The sequence below is a fragment of the Methylocucumis oryzae genome (assembly GCF_000963695.1).
GTDB classification, from domain to species: Bacteria; Pseudomonadota; Gammaproteobacteria; order Methylococcales; family Methylomonadaceae; genus Methylovulum; species Methylovulum oryzae.
On the sequence record NZ_LAJX01000118.1, the window covers coordinates 1 to 20,163 of the forward strand.

15 protein-coding genes and 3 pseudogenes are annotated in these 20,163 nt (G+C 44.6%); 11 read left to right on the forward strand and 7 right to left on the reverse strand.

All coding sequences use genetic code 11. The annotated features are described in order from the left end of the window. Positions 1-301: 301 nt before the first annotated feature. Entirely contained in the window at positions 302-2,059 is a 1,758-nt protein-coding gene (argS, locus tag VZ94_RS11980) for an arginine--tRNA ligase (protein WP_045779407.1), read from the reverse strand. 344 nt (positions 2,060-2,403) lie between these two features. On the opposite strand from argS, the pseudogene uvrA reads away from it, so the two are divergent. The 4 genes and pseudogenes from uvrA (at position 2,404) to VZ94_RS12000 (ending at position 8,219) form a co-directional block, all read left to right on the forward strand. After that, positions 2,404-5,217: pseudogene (uvrA, locus tag VZ94_RS11985) on the forward strand (excinuclease ABC subunit UvrA). 308 nt (positions 5,218-5,525) lie between these two features. Continuing rightward, positions 5,526-7,556, forward strand: a complete 2,031-nt coding sequence (locus VZ94_RS11990) for a penicillin acylase family protein (protein ID WP_045779408.1) — start codon at positions 5,526-5,528, stop codon at positions 7,554-7,556. A 19-nt stretch (positions 7,557-7,575) separates the two neighbouring features. Then, positions 7,576-7,863, forward strand: a complete 288-nt coding sequence (locus VZ94_RS30735) for a penicillin acylase family protein (RefSeq protein WP_045779409.1) — start codon at positions 7,576-7,578, stop codon at positions 7,861-7,863. Between the two features lie 86 nt (positions 7,864-7,949). After that, complete coding sequence (locus tag VZ94_RS12000) at positions 7,950-8,219, forward strand: CCDC90 family protein (RefSeq protein ID WP_045779410.1); 270 nt, start codon at positions 7,950-7,952, stop codon at positions 8,217-8,219. 105 nt (positions 8,220-8,324) lie between these two features. Here the strand turns inward: VZ94_RS12000 and VZ94_RS12005 are convergent, their stop codons facing one another. The 6 genes from VZ94_RS12005 to VZ94_RS32090 form a co-directional block, all read right to left on the reverse strand. Continuing rightward, a complete protein-coding gene (locus VZ94_RS12005) occupies positions 8,325-9,848 on the reverse strand; it encodes a PKD domain-containing protein (protein ID WP_131655547.1) in 1,524 nt (507 codons plus the stop codon). Between the two features lie 310 nt (positions 9,849-10,158). After that, entirely contained in the window at positions 10,159-10,620 is a 462-nt protein-coding gene (locus VZ94_RS28935) for a YfiM family lipoprotein (RefSeq protein ID WP_239649885.1), read from the reverse strand. Continuing rightward, positions 10,589-11,104, reverse strand: coding sequence for a hypothetical protein (locus VZ94_RS28940; RefSeq protein ID WP_239649886.1), 516 nt, complete (start codon positions 11,102-11,104; stop codon positions 10,589-10,591). Before VZ94_RS28940 ends, VZ94_RS28935 begins: the two co-directional genes overlap by 32 nt. 154 nt (positions 11,105-11,258) lie before the next feature. Beyond that, a complete protein-coding gene (locus tag VZ94_RS28945) occupies positions 11,259-11,417 on the reverse strand; it encodes a hypothetical protein (RefSeq protein ID WP_239649887.1) in 159 nt (52 codons plus the stop codon). 4 nt (positions 11,418-11,421) lie between these two features. Next, a complete protein-coding gene (locus VZ94_RS12015; protein ID WP_338040382.1) occupies positions 11,422-12,486 on the reverse strand; it encodes a Ppx/GppA phosphatase family protein in 1,065 nt (354 codons plus the stop codon). After that, positions 12,395-12,934: a Ppx/GppA phosphatase family protein gene (locus VZ94_RS32090; RefSeq protein WP_338040383.1), complete on the reverse strand. Its 540-nt coding sequence runs from the start codon at positions 12,932-12,934 to the stop codon at positions 12,395-12,397. Before VZ94_RS32090 ends, VZ94_RS12015 begins: the two co-directional genes overlap by 92 nt. A 133-nt stretch (positions 12,935-13,067) precedes the next feature. On the opposite strand from VZ94_RS32090, the gene VZ94_RS12020 reads away from it, so the two are divergent. The 7 genes and pseudogenes from VZ94_RS12020 to pgsA all read left to right on the forward strand — a co-directional run bounded on the left by VZ94_RS12020 (position 13,068) and on the right by pgsA (position 20,091). Then, a complete protein-coding gene (locus VZ94_RS12020) occupies positions 13,068-13,997 on the forward strand; it encodes an ABC transporter ATP-binding protein (RefSeq protein WP_192828635.1) in 930 nt (309 codons plus the stop codon). Beyond that, positions 13,994-14,758 (forward strand): annotated as a pseudogene (locus VZ94_RS12025) (ABC transporter permease). The gene VZ94_RS12020 and the pseudogene VZ94_RS12025 overlap by 4 nt, the downstream one beginning before the upstream one ends. A gap of 42 nt (positions 14,759-14,800) precedes the next feature. After that, positions 14,801-15,685: an SNF2-related protein gene (locus tag VZ94_RS32095; RefSeq protein ID WP_338040384.1), complete on the forward strand. Its 885-nt coding sequence runs from the start codon at positions 14,801-14,803 to the stop codon at positions 15,683-15,685. Continuing rightward, positions 15,669-17,393, forward strand: coding sequence for a helicase-related protein (locus VZ94_RS32100; RefSeq protein WP_338040385.1), 1,725 nt, complete (start codon positions 15,669-15,671; stop codon positions 17,391-17,393). The genes VZ94_RS32095 and VZ94_RS32100 overlap by 17 nt, the downstream gene beginning before the upstream one ends. Then, positions 17,344-17,631 (forward strand): hypothetical protein, encoded by a 288-nt coding sequence (locus VZ94_RS32105; protein ID WP_338040386.1) that lies wholly within the window; start codon positions 17,344-17,346, stop codon positions 17,629-17,631. The genes VZ94_RS32100 and VZ94_RS32105 overlap by 50 nt, the downstream gene beginning before the upstream one ends. A gap of 30 nt (positions 17,632-17,661) precedes the next feature. Continuing rightward, positions 17,662-19,538: pseudogene (uvrC, locus tag VZ94_RS12035) on the forward strand (excinuclease ABC subunit UvrC). Next, entirely contained in the window at positions 19,528-20,091 is a 564-nt protein-coding gene (gene pgsA, locus VZ94_RS12040; protein WP_082081601.1) for a CDP-diacylglycerol--glycerol-3-phosphate 3-phosphatidyltransferase, read from the forward strand. Before uvrC ends, pgsA begins: the two are co-directional and overlap by 11 nt. Positions 20,092-20,163: the final 72 nt, after the last annotated feature.

The window sequence follows — 20,163 nt, forward strand, 5'->3', positions numbered from 1 at the left end:
ACTTCTTTGCCCGGTAAAATTTGGTAAAAATCAAAATGCGGTGCTTTCGGCTTAGTCTCAACTTTTTTTCTACAGGCTTATCAGCCTGTTTAGGCTTTATAGGATTACTCGCGGGCTTTGTTACAATCGTCGCTGGCGTTTTCCTCAACTTTTATCTGAACCTGCAAAATGCAAATACGCTAAAAAAACTACAAACAAAATAACTAATGCAGTAATTAACATCCACTGCCAAACGCTTAAACTGGATTTAGACTTAGCCTTAGTTTTACGCTGTACTCTGTTTTTGTAGTCTTTAGACATATCACATCACTTCTGGGGTGCTTACGCTTAATAGGGCCAAACCATTGCCTAATACTTGTTGCACTGCTGCAATTAAATTCAAGCGAGCATTACGCAAGGCGTCATCGTCAACCAAAAACTGATGCGCGTTATAATAAGTATGAAACTCGGTCGCTAACTCCCGCAAATACTGAATCACTTGATGAGGTTCAAATTGCGCCGCCGCTCGCTCAATCACCTCAGGATAACGCGCCAAGGTCTGAATCAACTGTAATTCATGCGTCTCTGTTAAGCGCGCCAGATGCTCTAAGCCTAATGCCGCATCGCGCGTCCAACCTTTTTCTGCCAATTGCCTTAAAACACTACATACCCTAGCATAGGCATATTGCACATAAAAGACAGGATTCTCGTTAGTTTTAGACGTAGCCAACGCCAAATCAAAATCCATGTGCTGCTCAGATCGCCTCATCACATAATAAAACCTTGCCGCATCCTTGCCGACTTCATCGCGCAACTGTCTAAGCGTCACAAACTCGCCAGAGCGCGTGGACATTTGTACTTTTTCCTCACCTCTATACAACGTTGCAAACTGCACTAACAACACCGTCAGTTTAGTCTCATCAGCGCCTAAGGCTTTAAGTGCGGCTTTCACTCTAGGAATATAGCCGTGATGATCAGCACCCCAAATATTAATTAAATGGTCAAAACCTCTGTCCAATTTATTCATGTGGTAAGCAATATCCGAGGCAAAATAAGTATATTGTCCATTTTCCCGTAACACCACACGGTCTTTCTCATCACCTAATGACGATGAGGCAAACCATACCGCACCGTCTTTATCGTATAAATGCCCGGCTGAGCGTAAACGGCTTAGTGCTTCAGCCACTGCACCATCATCCATTAATGAACGCTCAGAAAACCACTCTTCATAATCAACGCCAAATTCATGCAAGTCATCTTTAATGTCCGCCAAAATGCTAGTTAAGCCCGCCGCAAACACATACTCGTAGCCCTGGCCTAACAAATTCTTAGCCTTAGCAATCAGTGCATCAATATGCTCTTCTTTATCACCACCATCAGGTTCATCGGCCGGAATATCCGCCATCACTGTTGCAATCGACTGATAAAAATCACGACCTGCTTGTGCCAATAACTCGTTGGCAATATCGACAACATAATCACCTTTGTAACCATTGCTAGGGAATGTAAACACCTCGCCTAGCGCCGCTAGATAACGCAGCCAAACGCTAGTCGCCAAAATATCCATTTGTCTACCAGCATCATTAACATAATACTCTCTATGCACAGTATACCCAGCTGCCGCTAGCAAATTAGCCAGCGCTGAACCATAGGCCGCACCACGACCATGACCAACATGTAAAGGCCCGGTAGGATTGGCCGAAACAAATTCAACTTGCACGCGTTGACCGGCACCGACTTGGCTTAAACCGTAATGTGCTTGTTCGGTTAAAATGCGTGGAATCACTTGGTGCTGCGCTAACGCATCGATAAAGAAGTTAATAAAACCAGGCCCTGCGAGTTCAACTTTAATAACAGCAGAATCACTAGGTAATGCTGCGACTAATTGCTCGGCTAATTGTCTAGGTGGCATTTTCGCTGACTTAGCCAATGCTAGCGCTAAATTGCTCGCATAATCGCCATGTTTATCATCGCGGCTACGTTCTATGATAATTTGAGGTTGAAGAGAAGAATCGATAACGCCAGTGCTTTTTAACGTATTAACAGCGTGTTGTAAGAGTTCCGTGAGTTTATGTTTCATCTTGTTCCTTGCGAGTCTGAAACCTCTGCTACTATCCATAGCTAGATGAGGTCAGGTGTGGATTGCCGTATTACTTAACTATTATTCAATAGCAGCATTATCCATCAAAATCACGTTGGTATCCATTCCATACGTGTAGATTGTCTAAAGATAAGCCCGGCTTTCATAACAGCGGTAACTGTCCAACAATTTTCAACAGTACACATTACGAGTCGGTGATAGACTTGGAACTTATCATAAGGTGCTGTATAACACCGCTGTTATAAAACGATACAGCCACACGCTTCATCAACTCGGTTTTTCCTCTTTCCAATAATCCATCTTAATATTTTTTACCACGCCTCATGGACACTATCAGCATTCGCGGTGCGAGAACGCATAATCTAAAAAACATTAATCTGGACTTACCCAGAGATAAACTCATTGTCATTACCGGCTTATCAGGTTCGGGTAAGTCATCGTTAGCGTTTGATACGATTTATGCCGAAGGACAACGGCGTTATGTCGAATCGTTGTCAGCCTATGCACGGCAGTTTTTATCGATGATGGAAAAACCGGATGTCGACCATATCGAAGGCTTGTCACCGGCTATTTCGATAGAACAAAAATCGACCTCGCATAACCCGCGTTCAACCGTCGGCACGATTACCGAAATTTATGATTATTTGCGCTTGCTGTATGCACGGGTCGGCGTACCACATTGTCCTGAACATCATGTCTCGTTGGAAGCACAAACGATTAGCCAAATGGTTGATCAATTATTAGCGCAACCGTTAGACCAGCGCTGGATGCTGTTAGCGCCAGTCATTAAACAGCGTAAAGGCGAATATCAACAATTATTGCAAGACTTACAAGCGCAAGGCTTTATCCGCGCCCGCATCGACGGCGAAGTTTACGACTTAGACGACGCGCCTAAATTGGATAGCAAAAAAAAGCATACCATTGAGGCCATTATCGACCGATTTAAAATCCGGCCTGATTTAAGTGTACGCTTAGCTGAATCGTTTGCCACGGCGTTACGCTTAGGCGAGGGTTTGGCGATAGCGTCCAGCCTTGAAGCCGATGGCACGGAAATTTTGTTTTCCGAGCGCTATGCCTGTCCGCATTGTGGCTTTAGCTTGTCAGAATTAGAGCCGCGCTTATTTTCGTTTAATAATCCTAAAGGCGCGTGTCCAGGCTGCGATGGTTTAGGTGTGCAACAACATTTCGATCCCGCATTGATTATTCCAAGTCCTGAACTAAGTTTAGCCAATGGTGCGATTCGTGGCTGGGATAAACGTAACGCGTATTTTTATCAAATGCTCTGTTGCCTAGCCGAGCATTATGGCTTTAACCCCGACACGCCGTATTCACAACTACCCAAAAACATACAGCATATTTTACTCTACGGTAGTGGTAACGATGCTATTGCGTTTAAATATGAATTCGGCAGCGTCAGCCGAATTAAACATCATACGTTTGAAGGCGTGATTGGCACGATGCAGCGGCGCTATCATGACACCGATTCAGAATCCGTGCGTGAAGAACTGGCAAAATTTTTAACCCAAAAGCCTTGCCAACAATGCCAAGGTGCACGCTTAAATCTATCCGCGCGCCATGTTACCGTTGCTGAGCTAGCGATTCACCAAATCACGGCATTTGCGATTCGCGACGCGTTAGCCTTTTGTCAAAACTTACATTTAACCGGTAAAACGCGGTGAAATTGCTGACAAAATCATTAAAGAAATTCACGAACGTTTGGAGTTCTTGGTCAACGTTGGTTTGGATTATCTAACCTTAAACCGTAGCGCAGAAACCTTATCAGGTGGCGAAGCGCAACGCATACGCTTAGCGAGTCAAATTGGCGCAGGCTTAGTCGGCGTCATGTATGTACTCGATGAACCCTCTATAGGCTTACATCAACGCGATAACGACCGCTTGCTAAACACCTTGTATCGGCTACGCGATTTAGGCAATACCGTCATTGTCGTTGAACACGATGAAGACGCCATTCGCGCCGCTGACCATATTGTCGATATTGGCCCTGGTGCGGGATTCATGGAGGTGAAATTATTGTTAGCGGAGCGCTTAACGACATTATCGACCATACCGAATCGTTAACAGGCCGATACTTAGCCGGTAGCGAAGTGATTGCCGTACCTGATAAAACCATCGCGCCTAACCCAGATAAACAAATCCTTATCCGCAATGCATCAGGCAATAATCTAAAAAACGTCGATATAGCCTTTCCAGTTGGCTTATTGACCTGCGTCACCGGCGTGTCAGGCTCCGGTAAATCGACGCTGGTTAACGATACGTTGTTTAGTCATGCGCAACGCCTTATCAATAAAGCTGCTGTAGTCGCGGCACCCTGCGATGCAATTGATGGTTTAGAGCAGTTTGATAAAGTCGTCGATATAGACCAAAGCCCGATTGGCCGTACACCACGCTCGAATCCTGCAACTTACACCGGCTTATTTACGTTGATTCGGGATTTATTCGCTGCCGTGCCCGAAGCGCGCGCGCGGGGTTATAACAGTGGCCGCTTTAGTTTTAACGTCAAAGGTGGGCGTTGTGAGGCCTGTAAAGGCGACGGGGTAATTAAAGTCGAAATGCATTTTTTACCTGATATTTATGTGCAATGTGAGCATTGCAATGGCAAGCGTTATAACCGAGAGACCTTAGAAATTCGCTATAAAGGCAAGACGATTGATGAAGTTTTAGCGATGACGGTCGAAGATGCTGCCGACTTTTTCAGCGCAATACCGAGCTTAGCCAAAAAACTCGTTACGCTAAAATCGGTAGGCTTAAGCTATATCACCTTAGGTCAAAACGCGACGACGTTATCGGGTGGCGAAGCGCAACGCGTCAAGCTAGGCAAAGAATTATCTAAACGCGATACCGGCAACACGTTATATATCCTAGATGAGCCGACAACTGGCTTGCATTTTCACGATATAAAACAACTATTATCGGTATTGCATCAACTACGCGATAACGGCAATACCGTGATTGTGATAGAACATAATTTAGACGTTATTAAAACCGCCGATTGGATTATCGACATGGGACCTGAAGGCGGCGAAGGTGGCGGTACTTTAGTAGCCCAAGGCACGCCAAGACAATTAAGCCAACATGCCAGCTCGTATACGGGGTATTATTTACAGCGTTTTTTTTAAATAAGCCATAACAACGGAGCAATACCAGCTTATTTCTCGATGTCACAACTATCTGAGCTAGGTAATAACGTCCAAATCAATGGGCAGCGCCTCAGCAATTCTCTTTAAGAGCCGCACTGTTATTACGGCGGCTACTCGTGTCCCTTATCCTTAATCCGCTAAACAACCTTTTACCACCGCCCCTTGCAGCTTCCATAGCGGCCGCAGGTAGCAGTTTCTGTTATCATGCCGCGCATAATAATAAAAATAAACTAGAGTAAAACCACACCTATGTTACTTAATCAAATGCACCTATGGAGCTTATCGCAATGAAACGATTGTTAGCCCTTATTTACACGGCAACGATGACCACTAACCTATTCGCGGGTACTACCGACACCGTTGTTGAGCGTACAGGACATGGACTTGTCCACGTCACGGCCGACACTTACAAAGGTATCGGATATGGCGTCGGTTATGCCTACGCCGAAGATAACCGCTGCTTATTGGCGTACCGAATCGCGCAAGTCAATGGCCGCCTCGCAGAACAAGTGGGCGCAGATAAAATAGAAAAAATACTCGCCGAATCACACTCAATGTCATCCCAACGCATGGATGCGCTGTTTCGGACTTATTACGATACTAAAGCCATTCGCGAAGGCTTTAATAAAGAACCTAAAGCAGTGCGCGATTTAGCGGAAGGCTATGTCGAAGGTGCTAACCACTATTTAGACACACATAAATTAGCAGCCTGCGAACGGGTTAATTTTACGGGCAAAGTGACTGTAGATGATATTTATCGGCTGTGGGTGGCTGCTGCCGGGCTGGCAGGTGCAGAATTCGTAGGCCCCTTCTTGGCGATTACCGAACCTAACGCGGCTAAGACAAAAACCAGTGCCGTTACGCAAAACTCTTTTGCGGCAGCAACCGTGGCAGAACGCCCCATAGGCAGCAACGCCTTAGCGATTGGCCGTGAAGGCTTGGCTGAAGGTGGGCCTTTACACTTATACAACCCGCATTTTCCGTGGGGCGGTATACAACGCACGTATATCGTCCACGCGCGCATCCCTGGTGAACTCGATGTCATGGGACCTATGCTAGGCGGCTTTCCATTACCGGTATCCGGTTTTAATCAAACGATGGCATGGGGTTTGACTTTCTCTAATACTCAGCGCCTGACATTAATGGAAATCAAACCTCAGGCCAAAGACCCGACTCATTATTTAGTCGATGGAAAAATGCATAAAATTACGACTAAAACGCTAGCTATTAAGGTCAAAGGCGAAGCTAAGCCGCGTAAAGTCAATGTGCAAATGACTAAAGAAGGTCCCGTGTTGCTGGCTTCAACGTTAGGCATACCGGATGGCGGCACCTTTATTGTCACCGATGTTAACCGCAACAACACTCGCCTGGTCAGCCAATGGCTTGATGTCGCTAAAGCCAAAGATGTGCAACAAGTCAAAGCCAGTCTGGATGCTATCAGAGGGGTGCCGTGGTCTTACACCACGGCAGTCGATGCAAAAGGCGACATTTTATTTGGTGAGATTTCCGCTGTACCGAATATTCCAGCCGATGTTTATCAAAACTGTGGTAATACGTCTTCGGCGGCCAACATGCAGGCGATGTTCGATGCAATCACATTGGATGGAGCACGCTCTGCATGTTATCCCAAAGGCACACTAGCGGCAGAATTATTACCCTCAGTTATTCGCGCGGATTACCTTGGCAATAGCAATAATAACTTTGAAATACCCAACGCCCAAGTCCAACTTGCCGCGAGCACCAAAGCTTTCGGCCCATCGAAAGTTCCTCTGCAATTACGGCCAAGCCTTGCCTTAAAGATGATTGAAGGCCGCCTCGCGGGTACCGATAACCTAGGTGCCGCCAAATTTACAGCCAAGTCACTGAAGCAATTATTTGACGACAAACGCAACTACGCAGCGGAACTCCTAGCAGCAGATATTGCTGCGTTATGCAAAGCAACCCCATCTGTTAAGCTAGAAGGCAACAGCGTTGATATAAGCGCAGTCTGCAGCGCTTTAACCGCCTGGGATCGCAAAAATGCTCTAACCAGCCGTGGTGCTCATGTGTTTGGCGGTCTATGGGTTGCCTTGCAAGACCAAGGCATTACCACCGAGCAATTGTTGGCGACGCCGCCTGCCTTCGATAAACCGTTAGCAACACCCAGCCCAGGATTGACTACCGATGCAAAGGTGCGTGACGCCGTGTTAACTGCGTTAGCACGTGTCGCTAAAGCCTTGCAAAGCGCAGGTATCGCGCCAGACGCCGCATGGGGTGACGTACATTTTGTCACCGACGCAAACAACAAAAAAATTCGGCATACCGGGAGGCCCTGCTAACCAAGGCATATACGATGCTATGTTCAGCTTAAACATGCAGAATTTTGACGGTTGGCTGACTAGCTTAAAAGGGTTTTCCGGCGCAGAGTTGACCGGCTCCAGCTATACCCATCTCGTTGAACTGACACCTACAGGACCTGTAGCCCTGGGCGTGTTAGCTTTTTCACAAGCCACTGAAAAAACTTCGCCTTGGTATAACGACCAGCTCGCCATGTTTTCAGCCGGTGAAATGTTTAAATTCCCTTTTACAGCCGCAGAAATCCAAGCGGATTTGAAAGCACGGGAAGTTTTTAAAGTCGTCGATTAGGATAAGCGGCATCATGACTCACCGCCTTGCCTGGCAGCATCCAGGCAAGACGGTGACAATAAGAAAACACACAATCGGGTAAGAAGATGGCGACCATTACTTTTGATACACTGGAACTAGTTGATAAACTTAAAGCGGCAGGCTTTGAACAAGCACAGGCCGAAACCGTTGTACGCGTGATTTCACAAGCCCAAGATAACTTAGTATCTAATGCAACGTTGGATCATCGTTTAAAAGAAACAGAGCTGCGTCTTGAAGCTAGCATCAACGACATTAAATTTGATTTAGTCAAGTGGATAGCCGGCATGTTGCTGGCACAAGCGGGACTTGTCGCCGCGTTAGTCAAACTTCTATAAACATCACTAAACGAGACCAGATAACATCTCTTAACAAGATGTTATCTGAGCATCGTCCCCTATTAAAAATGCGAACTTATAGCATCCTTGTTGCAAAATCCTTGCTTAATCATCGTCATCATGCCCATCGCTATCATGCTCATCGTCATCATCGTCATTTTGCAATAGCACAGTTAACTTTTTGCTTTGCTCGGCTAATGTGCCCCCGGTTTGGTCGCTGATAACGACAGTGACGGTATGCTCACCGACCATTTTAGGCGTGTATTGTGCGTAGATTTTATAAACCTCTTTCAGCAAGATGCGTTTTTGACCAAGACTTTGGCTACTACCATCAGGTCTGCCGACTTTTGCGCTGACTAGCACCGGTATATCGAGTCTATCAACATTATTCACCGCGCTGATATTGGCTTTTACGATAATGGACTTGCCAAACTCTTCTAACATTAAGACAGAAGGCTCAAGCATTAGCGCAAGCCCAACGCTGACCTCGCTAGTAACCGGCTCGCTGACTTTAATCAACACTGTGTCTGGTTTACTGTTCAAGACGCCATCGTTAACGATTAACTGAGCGACATATTCGCCGAGTTTATCGGCGACCAATATCGGGCTCGCTAATGTCGCGTCAGACATGTGTGCGCTACTGTCTTTCGGGATTTTGATTAACGACCATAGATACGTCAAGGAATCACCATCTGCATCAAAGCCCTTGCCGTTCAAAGTGATTTCCGTGTTTAGCAACGCATTTTTATCGGCTCCAGCATTAGCTACCGGCGCAACATTGCCTGAACCTGCGGTAATCATGACAGAATCGGCATTGCTATTGACTTTGCCATCGTTAACAACCAACCTTGCCTCATAACGCCCTGGTAGGTCAGCGATAAACGTTGGCATTAACGCCGTAGCATTGGACAATACCGCAGCACTATTTTTAGGTGTCTTAAGCGTCCACAAATAAGTTAACGGCTCATTATCGGCATCGGTGCCGCTAGCGCTTAGCGTAACCAGCGCCCCGATTTGTACGTGTTGATCTAAGCCTGCATGGGCTACCGGTTTAGCATTCCCGGTTTTACCCACGATAATGCTTACCGTATCGGCGCTACTATTTAATTTGCCATCATTCACTATTAGTTTCGCCGTATATTGACCGACAACATCGGCTGAAAAACTAGGGCTGGCCGCCGTCGTGCTGGATAATACCGCTTGGCTACCGGCCGGTTTTTTCGTCAATGACCAGGTAAATGTTAACGCATCACCGTCTTTATCGGCGCCTGTTCCCTTTAGTGTTACAGTCACCGGTAACGCATTAGTTATCGACTGGTCCGGCCCAGCATTAGCGGTCGGAGCTGTATTGGTGGCAGCGGCTAGCGTGCATAATATGCTGGATATAGCTGCAGTCGGTTTATGTCCGGCACTGATGAAAGCCCGTCCTGTTGAATTGACATTGTAAGAACTATCATGACAAGTCGTACAACCTACCGACGAATTGCGTACCGAACCCGTGCCATTCAGTGTTGCACACTGGGTATTCAGTTTATCGTAATAACTAGATGTTGCTAGCGCAACCTGACTCAATAACCCCATCGCCATGCCAAGCCCAACCAGGCTTTTGTAAGCGTATTTATATCGCATAAGATTCTCCGGTGTGCGTTGTCGCCGTTTTTGCGACAAAACAATAATGTTAATAACTTCGTTGTAGCTGCAGAGTGCCCAAACCCAATGGAGCAGGTTTAATGCCATTTAAACCGGGCATGAAACAACAGTGCTAATACATTGATTTTTATCAATAAAATCTTATGAAGCACAACAAACAGAGATTATCGTAGCGTTAGGTTATTTAATAGGACTGCAAGACTTGTCAGTGCCTGCAATAAACCTTAACTTTTTTTTGCGGGGTATGCCTGTGGCGCTGGGGGCGGGGGAACGAGGACAAAAAGTGAAGTTATTCTTGGTAAATGACCAACTGATTAATCCGCTCATCAATCATTTGTAATACATGTTGATATTGAGGACTGTTAGTGGAACCGAAACGCTGTTTGAACTCGGCTTCGTTCATGTGTTCCGGCAAATCTCTAGGGTCGGGGATAAAAGCGCTATAGTCTTTGATTTCTGACATGGCTTTTTGTAAACGCCGTGCCGATTCAGATGAAACCGTCGCTGCTTCACCAAAACGCGTGCCCGCTTTATCCGCCGCTAAATCGATAAAACTAAAACCGCTGCCTTTAGCGGCATCGCGTAACTCTTTTTCCTCGCCCATCGCGGTTGACAACTGCCCGTTGACTGACGCCGTGAGCGCGGCGGACGCCATAAAATGTTGTGCTAAATCGCCGCGTTGATAGACAAAAGCCGAGTAATATTTTTGGTTGCTGAGGTTAAGCGGGTGCTGTAAAAACTTTTTTCGCATGTTGATTCACATAGTTGTTCACGGTAAAAATCACAATGCGGTTTTCTTCAATAGCAGACTCTAACGTTGAGCGTTCATACGCTAATTTGAACAGCGGCTGTAATAACTCAGCCAACGATAAACGCCATTTTTTATCATGACGCTCAACAATCGCATTGAGTTGAGTTTGATATAACTGAGCCGCGTGGGTGTTATTGTTGGCCAGTAATTGTTGTGCTTGTATTAATGTATCTAGCGTGGGTGAATAGCTAATACTGATTTTTTCAGGGGTAATAAGCACCGATTTAATCGGGCGGGTTGCCAATATAAAATAATTATTCAGCGCTGAATGCCTAATGTAAAACTCAATCACCCAACCGGCCAGTGCTGAGGGCAGTAGTAATTTACCCGCTTTAAATTTAGTGATGGTTGGCAGTTGATTGCCGTCTACATTACCTAGCGCCAATGTGATATTGAGATATTTACCTATGCGATTAGGCGGCAAAGTTGTGGTTGCCGTAAATTTCAGCTGATTGGGTTTGAGTGAAATTTGTACTGCGCTTTTGCTATAGCGGTTTAATAAATAATTAGCCGCAAGAATTAAATCCTCCCGGCTAAGTTCTATGGTTTGTATATCTTCAGGTCTGATTTTAGACCCTTCATGTAGTATTTTTTTTCGCGCGCACCAAGTCTTGCGGGGCTAACTGCCAATTTAGTTCCACATCGGCTTCATCGCCTATGCCAAAAAATACAATTAACACGCATAAAAGTATTAAGGCCAGTAGGCTATAACGGATGAACTTAAGCAACCACGTCATTGAATCAGCTAAATTCCAGCAACACACCTGCGGCTTTTAAATAATCCGCTTCTTTGGTTAAATCCGCTTGGGTTAACGGAGAATCAGCCAACCATTGACTAGGAAAACGTAACTGCACACTATAGCCGTGTTTAATTTTTTCTAATGCCATGGAAAATTCAGGCAAATCTTCATCGTGGCGATTACGTCTTAGCAAAACGGCTAAGCGTAAGATAATCGTTAATAACGGGGCTAGCGCGCACCAATCTTCGGGTAACCGATTAAAGCGCGATAAACTGAATTTACGTCGATGTGAGCGAATAATCGTCGATAGTAACAGTTGGTCTTGTTTAGAAAAACCGGCTAAATCACCATGTTTTACCACATAAGCGCTGTGTTTATGATATTGACTGTGGGCAATATCATGACCGATTTCATGTAATTCTGCGGCCCAATTTAACAGTTGCACGCAAATTTCTTGTTCTGCCCAGGCATGGTTAGCGGATAGTTGTACTAACATCGCGTTGGCTGTTTGCTTGATGCGGTTAGCATGGGCGGCATCGGTATGGTAGCGCTCGGCTAATGAGCGCGCTGTTTCTGAACGAATATCGTGATTGTATAAACGGCCTAGTAAGTCTTGGATTAAACCATCGCGTAGCGCACCATCGGAAACGGTCATTTGGCTTATTTTCAGCGCTTTAAACGTCGCATAGGCAATCGCTACACCACCCGGAAATACCGGTAAGCGCTCTCTATCAAAGTCTTCAAATTCTAGCGCATCGATATGTTTTTTCTGGATTAAATAATCGACTAAAGTTTGCAAACCGTCTAAGGTAATGCCGTTGTTACTCCAACCTTTGCTATCTAGCACCTTGGCAATCGCTCTTAAACTACCCGAAGCACCTATCGCCTGCTCCCAATTACGGCTATTAAACTTCGTTTCAAACGGCTCTAATTTTTGCTCGGCATATAAGATGGCTTGGTTAAACGCCTCTTTACTAATATGACCGTCTTTTGAAAAACAGCTTGCTAACCGATACGCAGCCCATGTGTAAGCTTTCTTTGCACAAAGGATTAGCGCCGCTACCAATGATGTATTCCGTACTACCACCACCTATATCCATAACTAAGCGTAACAAAGCATGACTGCTTAGGCTATAGGCGACACCTTGGTATATCAGCCGGGCTTCTTCGATACCTGAGATGATGTCGATTTTGTGATTCAGCGCTTTTTCGGCTTTGACTAAAAACTGCTCAGCATTTTTTGCTGTACGCAAGGTATTTGTGCCAACTACCCGAACATTTTCGGGTGGAACATTGCGTAAACGTTGGCCAAAACGCTCTAAGCAAGCCAGCGCACGCTCTTGTGCGGCGTGGTCTAAGACATTACGCTTATCTAAACCAGAAGCCAACCGCACCATTTCTTTTAAACGGTCGATAATTTTTAGTTTGTCGCCATTCAGACTACAAACAATCATGTGAAAACTATTAGAGCCTAGGTCTACTGCAGCAACGATTTCAGGTATTTTTTTGGGCACAAGTCATCCAGTGTTGTCTTTTGTCTACGACACTAAGCAAATTCTGATAGAATCTGGAAATTTAGTATCTGCCATATCAATGATAGGGTGACTAATTTAACTTATTTAAGAGTTTCCGTTAAGCCTTAGTATTATGAATGCATTATCAATAAGGAATCTACGAAAAACCTATGCGAATGGTTTTGAGGCATTAAAAGGCATTAATTTAGATGTTGAAGCGGGCGATTTTTTTGCGTTACTAGGCCCTAACGGGGCTGGCAAATCAACGGCGATTAGCATTATTAGTTCTCTGACCAATCAAACCAGCGGTACAGTAAGTATTTTCGGACATGATTTAAAAAAACAGCGTAATCAAGCGAAAACTTGCTTAGGTTTAGTACCACAAGAAGTCAATTTTAATCAATTTGATACCGTCATGGCGATTTTATTAAATCAAGCCGGTTATTACGGTACGCCTAAAAAGCTAGCATTAGAGCGCGCGGAATATTATCTGAAACACATGGATTTATGGGATAAACGCCATACTGTCTCTAGGCGTTTATCCGGAGGCATGAAACGGCGCGTCATGATTGCCAGAGCGATGATTCACGCACCTAAGTTATTGATTTTAGATGAGCCTACCGCTGGCGTCGATATAGAAATTCGTCGCTCAATGTGGAAAATGATGCAAGAAGTCAATCAACAAGGCACGACGATTATTTTGACGACGCACTATTTAGAGGAGGCGGAAAGCTTATGCCGCAATATTGCGATTATCGATCAAGGCTTAATCGTCGAGCATTCCAGTATGGCAGATTTACTGGCACGCTTGCATATTGACCATTTTGTTTTGGATTTACAACACCCCTTAACTGTTGCGCCCACGATAGCCGGTTGTCATATCGACTTAACCGATAGCAAAACCTTAAGCGTGTCCGTGCCTAAAGAGATAGGATTGAATCATTTATTCAGCGAATTAACTCAGCAAAACATCCAAGTGGCTAGTTTAAAAAATCGCACGAATCGACTAGAGCAATTATTCATGGATTTAGTGGAAGCAAAAACAACAGGTGGACAACCATGAGTTATTGGATTCCCTTCAAAACTATCCTGGTGAAAGAAATTTACCGGTTTGTCAGAATTTGGCCACAAACCTTATTACCACCAGCGATTACTACCGCATTGTATTTTTTAATTTTTGGCAAATTGATTGGCAGCCGCATCGGTACGATTAATGGCGCGAGCTATATGGATTATATCGTGCCGGGCGTGATATTAATGTCAGTGATTAGCCATTCGTATGCGAATGTCGTGTCTTCGTTTTATTCCACTAAATTTCAACGTCATATCGAGGAGTTATTAGTCGCGCCCGTACCTAATTGGGTCATTTTATCGGGCTATGTGTTTGGCGGCATTATGCGCGGCCTGTTAGTGGGATTAGTCGTGGCGGTGATTGCGATGATTGTTTTCCGCGATTACCATTCAATCGCTAAGCATTGCCTTGGCAATTGCGCTCATGACCGCAACGTTGTTTTCATTAGCCGGTTTTATTAACGCCCAATTAGCAGAAAGCTTCGATGATATTTCTATCATCCCTAATTTTGTGCTAACCCCATTGAGTTATTTAGGGGGGTATTTTATTCGACGTCTATGTTGCCGGGCATTTGGCAACAAATCTCTATGGGTAACCCCATTCTGTATATGGTAAACGCATTTAGGTATGGTTTCATCGGCGTTTCCGACATTGACATTCAGTTAGCGTTTTTAATGACCGGTGGTTTTATTGTCATACTAGCGTTATTTAGTTTGTTTTTATTGCATAAAGGCGTTGGTATTAAACAGTAATACCCGTTTTTTAACCCAAGCATTTTCACACTTAGTTTTATCATGCAATCTTTTATTCCCGGACAACGTTGGATTAGTAACACCGAATCAGAATTAGGCTTAGGCTTGATTTTAGAGGTGAATTTTAATAGGGTCACTGTGTTATATCTCGCCTGTGACGAACGTCGCGTCTATGCTAGCGATAACGCGCCATTAACACGAGTGACTTTTGCCGTAGGTGACACCATTACCTCAATGGATGAAGAATCTATCGTCGTCACACGCGTGACAGAGCAAAAAGGCTTATACACTTATTACGGCAATAACAAACATGGTCATGAAGTTAAGCTCGAAGAAGTCGAGCTTAATCACCATATTCAATTTAATAAACCGCAAGACCGTTTGTTTATCGGTTCAGTTGATCCTAGCAGTTGGTTCTCGCTACGTTATGAAACCTGGCAACATTTAAACCACCATCAACAATCACCGGTAAAAGGTTTATTAGGTAGCCGTACCTCGTTAATACCGCATCAATTGTTTATCGCTCATGAAGCCGCTAGCCGAATTGCGCCCCGTATTATGCTTGCGGACGAAGTAGGTTTAGGTAAAACCATTGAGGCCGGCTTAATTTTGCATCACCGCTTGATTAATGGCTTAAGTCAACGCGTGTTAATCATCGTGCCAGAAAGTTTATTGCATCAATGGCTAGTCGAAATGTTAAGACGGTTTAATTTGCGTTTTAGTATTTTCGATGAAGCCAGATGTTTAGGCGAGCTAGGCTTAGATGGCTTAGAACCCGAAGAATTTGACGATGAAAAACCTGAAAATACCGATAACCCATTTATGACTGAGCAATTAGTCTTGTGTGGTTTAAGTTTTTTTTCAGCAATACCCAGAGCGTCAAAAACAAGCGATTCAAGCGCAATGGGATATGATTATTGTCGATGAAGCTCATCATTTAGCATGGAGTGAGCAAGAGGCTAGCCCCGATTACGCATTTGTTGAACAACTGGCGTTGCGCGCCCCAAGCTTAATTTTACTAACCGCGACCCCAGAACAATTAGGCAAAGAAAGTCATTTTGCTCGTTTACGTTTGTTAGACCCCGATAGGTTTTATAGCTTTAGCGAGTTTCTTGCCGAAGAAAAACAATTTGAACCGGTCGCCGAAGCGGCTAAAGCGTTATTGAATGAGCAGACCTTAGCCGTTGAAGCAAGAGCATTACTCGCCGATCTGTTAAAAGCCGACAATGTTAGTGGCTTACTCAATAAATTAGACGATGACCAGCAATCGGCTATGGCTAGAGAAGCCTTGATTAAAATTCTGTTAGACCATCATGGCACAGGCCGGATTTTATTCCGTAACTCAAGGCAAACGGTGCAAGGTTTTCCCGCGCGCGAATGTCACGCTTACCCACTGACGGGACAAGCCAATGATGCCGATTTACAACAAGACCCGCGCTATCTATGGTTAGCCGATAAGATTAAACAATTAGGCGAACAAAAAGCCTTATTAATTTGTAAACATGCCGACACCGCGATGCAATTAGAGCAAACGCTAAAAAATCGCGCCGGTATCGCATCTGCAGTGTTTCACGAAGGCATGACGATTATTGAACGTGATAGAGCCGCTGCTTATTTTGCTGACCAAGACAGTAATGCGCGGTTATTGATTTGCTCAGAAATCGGTAGTGAAGGCCGTAACTTTCAATTCGTACACCATTTGGTGTTATGGGATTTACCTAAAAACCCCGATTTATTACAACAACGCATAGGCCGTTTAGATAGGATTGGGCAAAAGCATACGATACAAATTCATGTGCCTTACTTGCAAGACAGCGAGCAAGCGGTGTTATTTCGCTGGTATGACGAGGGCATGAATGCGTTCAGAATTAATTGCTCGGCAGCACAACCGGTAGCCGATAAGCTTAGAACGGAATTAGACGAGCTATTGACTGATAAACAACCGGCGCTAATTAACGCCTTTATTGCCAAAACACAAACGCTAGGAAAAGACATAGAACTACAACTGCATAATGGTCGTGATATTTTGTTGGAATTAAACTCGTTCCGCAAAGACGTTGCCGACGAGTTAATTATGCAACTCAAGTATTATGAACAAGAACGAAATTTATGGCCTTATTTAGAAGCGCTGTTTGAATGCTATGGCGTCGACACTGAGTTTCATTCGCCTGAATGTTTTATTGTCAAACCTAGCGACCATTTACGCATCTCACATTTTCCTGGCCTAGATGAAGACGGACGCACAGTGACCATTAGCCGAGATTGCGCACTAGCCCGTGAAGATATGCAGTTTATGACCTGGGAGCACCCTATGGTCAGTGCCGCTATGGATTTAATCTTATCGAGTGAAACCGGTAATGCGGTCATTAGCGTCACCAAACATCCTAATTTTAAAGCGGGGCAATTTTTATTAGAGTGTTTATTTGTCGCTGAATGTAGCGCGCCGGCAGAATTGCAAATTGGCCGTTTTTTACCGCCGACGCCGATTCGGATACTCATCGATCAACATAAAAATGACTTAACCGATAGTATTGTGCATGAAGACCTGCCTGACATCGGCGCGCGATTCGATAAGCACCAAATTATTGCCTTTTTTAAACGCTCAGCGCGCGACCTTAACGAAATTATTAGCTGAAGCGGAACATCAAGCTCATGCCCGTATGCAAGCGTTAATCAGCGACGCAGCGCAGTTAATGCTGGAAACGCTAAGTGCAGAAATCAAACGCTTAGTCAGACTAAAACAAGTCAACCCTACGATTAAAACGGAAGAAATTGAACAATTAAAAGACTTTACCTTGGTTGCGCATGAGAATATCCAAGCGGCGCAATTACGCTTAGATGCCGTGCGCTTTGTCATTGCAACCAATCCGTAAACGGCCTAGTAACGCCTAGCAGGTTCGGCGATGTCTAAAATTCCTAAAACGCTAGAAAATAAAGTCACTAATAACACAGCAACGGGATTATTCGATAGTGCGGCATTTTTAGCGACCTTGACCTCGCGTCCTGGCATATACAAGATGTTTAATGCGCAAAACGATATTATTTACATCGGTAAAGCCAAGAATCTGAAAAAACGCGTTGCCAGCTATTTCAAAACACAATCGGTATCGCCTAAACAGCAAGCGATGATGAGTAAAGTCGCGCATATCGAAGTGACCGTGACGCATACTGAAGGCGAAGCGTTATTATTAGAATGCCAGTTAATTAAGCGACATAAGCCTCGCTATAACATTTGTTTAAGAGACGATAAATCCTTTCCTTATATTTACCTATCAACTCAACATGAGTTTCCGCAACTAACCTTTTTTTGCGCGGGGCAAAAAAACGCCCCGGTAAATATTTCGGGCCTTATCCTAGTGCGAGTGCAGCTAGAGAAAGTCTAAAGCTATTACAAAAGCTGTTTCCGATTCGACAATGTGAGGATTCTTATTTTGAGAACCGCACTCGGCCTTGCTTGCAATATCAAATCGAACGCTGTACCGCGCCGTGTGTCGGGTTTATTAACAAAGAGCACTATGCGGTTGATGTTGATAACACCATACTGTTTTTAGAAGGCAAAGGCGATGCGATTATTAAAGGGCTCATCGCGAAAATGGAAACGGCATCAACCGAATTAGCTTTTGAGCAAGCCGCGTTTTATCGCGACCAAATCCAGCAGTTACGCGTCGTGCTAGAAAAACAATTCGTGCAAGGCGAAAAAGGCGATGTCGATATTATTGCCTTAGCCCACAAAATGACCGTAGCCTGCGTGCAAGTATTTTTCATCCGTAACGGTCAACACATAGGCAATAAAGTGTTTTACCCAAAGCTTAACGATGATTGCGAAGCCAAAGACATTATGCAATCGTTTATTGCCCAGTATTATTTCGACAAGCAAATTCCGCACGAATTACTGGTTAACATCGAACCTAGCGAAACGGAATTATTGTCTGACGTGTTAAGCGCACAAGCCAAGCATACCGTGTCGATTAATACCAACGTGCGCGGCGAACGTTTAAAATGGTTGCAAATGGCAGTAACCAATGCCGAAAATTCCTTAGCCAGTAAAGTGTCGGAAAAGTCTGGTATTTATGGACGTTTTTTAAATTTGCAGCAGCTATTGCGCTTAACCGAGTTACCTAGCCGTTTAGAATGTTTTGATATTAGCCACACGCAAGGTGAGCAAACCGTCGCATCTTGCGTGGTTTTTGACCGAGAAGGTGCGATAAAAGCATCTTATCGCCGTTTTAATATTACCGGCATTACGCCAGGCGATGATTATGCCGCGATAGAACAAGCCGTTGCCCGCCGGTTTAAACGCATACAACAAGGCGAATATCCCATGCCAGACGTATTATTTATCGACGGTGGTCGTGGTCAAGTGAAGGCTGCGCAAAAGGCACTAGCGGAATTACAGCTAAACAATGTTATGATAGTCGGCGTTTCTAAAGGACCGGATCGTAAACCGGGTATGGAAAAAATTATCCTAACCAATCAAGAAGTTCCTTTAGACACCACGACCGGTGCTGAAGCGTTGTTGCTGATTCAACAAATTCGCGATGAAGCGCATCGTTTTGCTATAACAGGCCATAGACAGCGTCGCAGCAAAACCAAAATGAGTTCTGTTTTGGAAAATATTACCGGTTTAGGAAGTAAACGCCGACAATTATTATTAAAACAATTTGGCGGGTTGCAAGGCGTATCTCAAGCCGGGGTTGATGCATTATCATCGGTAGATGGGATAAGCAAACAACTAGCGCAACGAATTTACGAATATTTTCACCACCAAGATGGCCATTGAATTTAATATACCAACGAATATCACGCTATTGCGAATCGCGTTAATCCCGTTATTAACAGTCGTATTTTATCTACCGTGGGCTTATTCAAATGTGGCATGTACGGTTATTTATATTATTGCAGGGATAACAGATTGGCTAGACGGCTATTTGGCACGCAAAATGAAGATGGAAACGCCATTTGGTGCCTTTTTAGACCCCGTTGCCGACAAATTAATGGTCGCAATGGTTTTAGTGCTTATCGTGCAACAACAAGCGTCTCCCGCGCTGGCAATACCGGCAGCTATTATTATCGGACGAGAAATCACGATTGCCTCGTTACGAGAGTGGATGGCGGAAGTTGGCAAACGGGCTTATGTGCAAGTGTCTATGCTTGCAAAATGGAAAACCACAGCACAAATGCTCTCTATCGGCTTTCTGCTTTATCGTGACGATATTGGCGGCATCCCGATTAATACCCTAGGTTATATCTTGCTGTATTTAGCTTCGATTCTAACTTTATGGTCTATGATTAATTACTTACGCGCGGCGATTAGTGCAATAGCAGAAGAATAAACAACGGCAATAAGCTCAAGGCTTATTGCCAACATAACGTAGCTCTTAACACGCTAAGACGTTACAGTAACC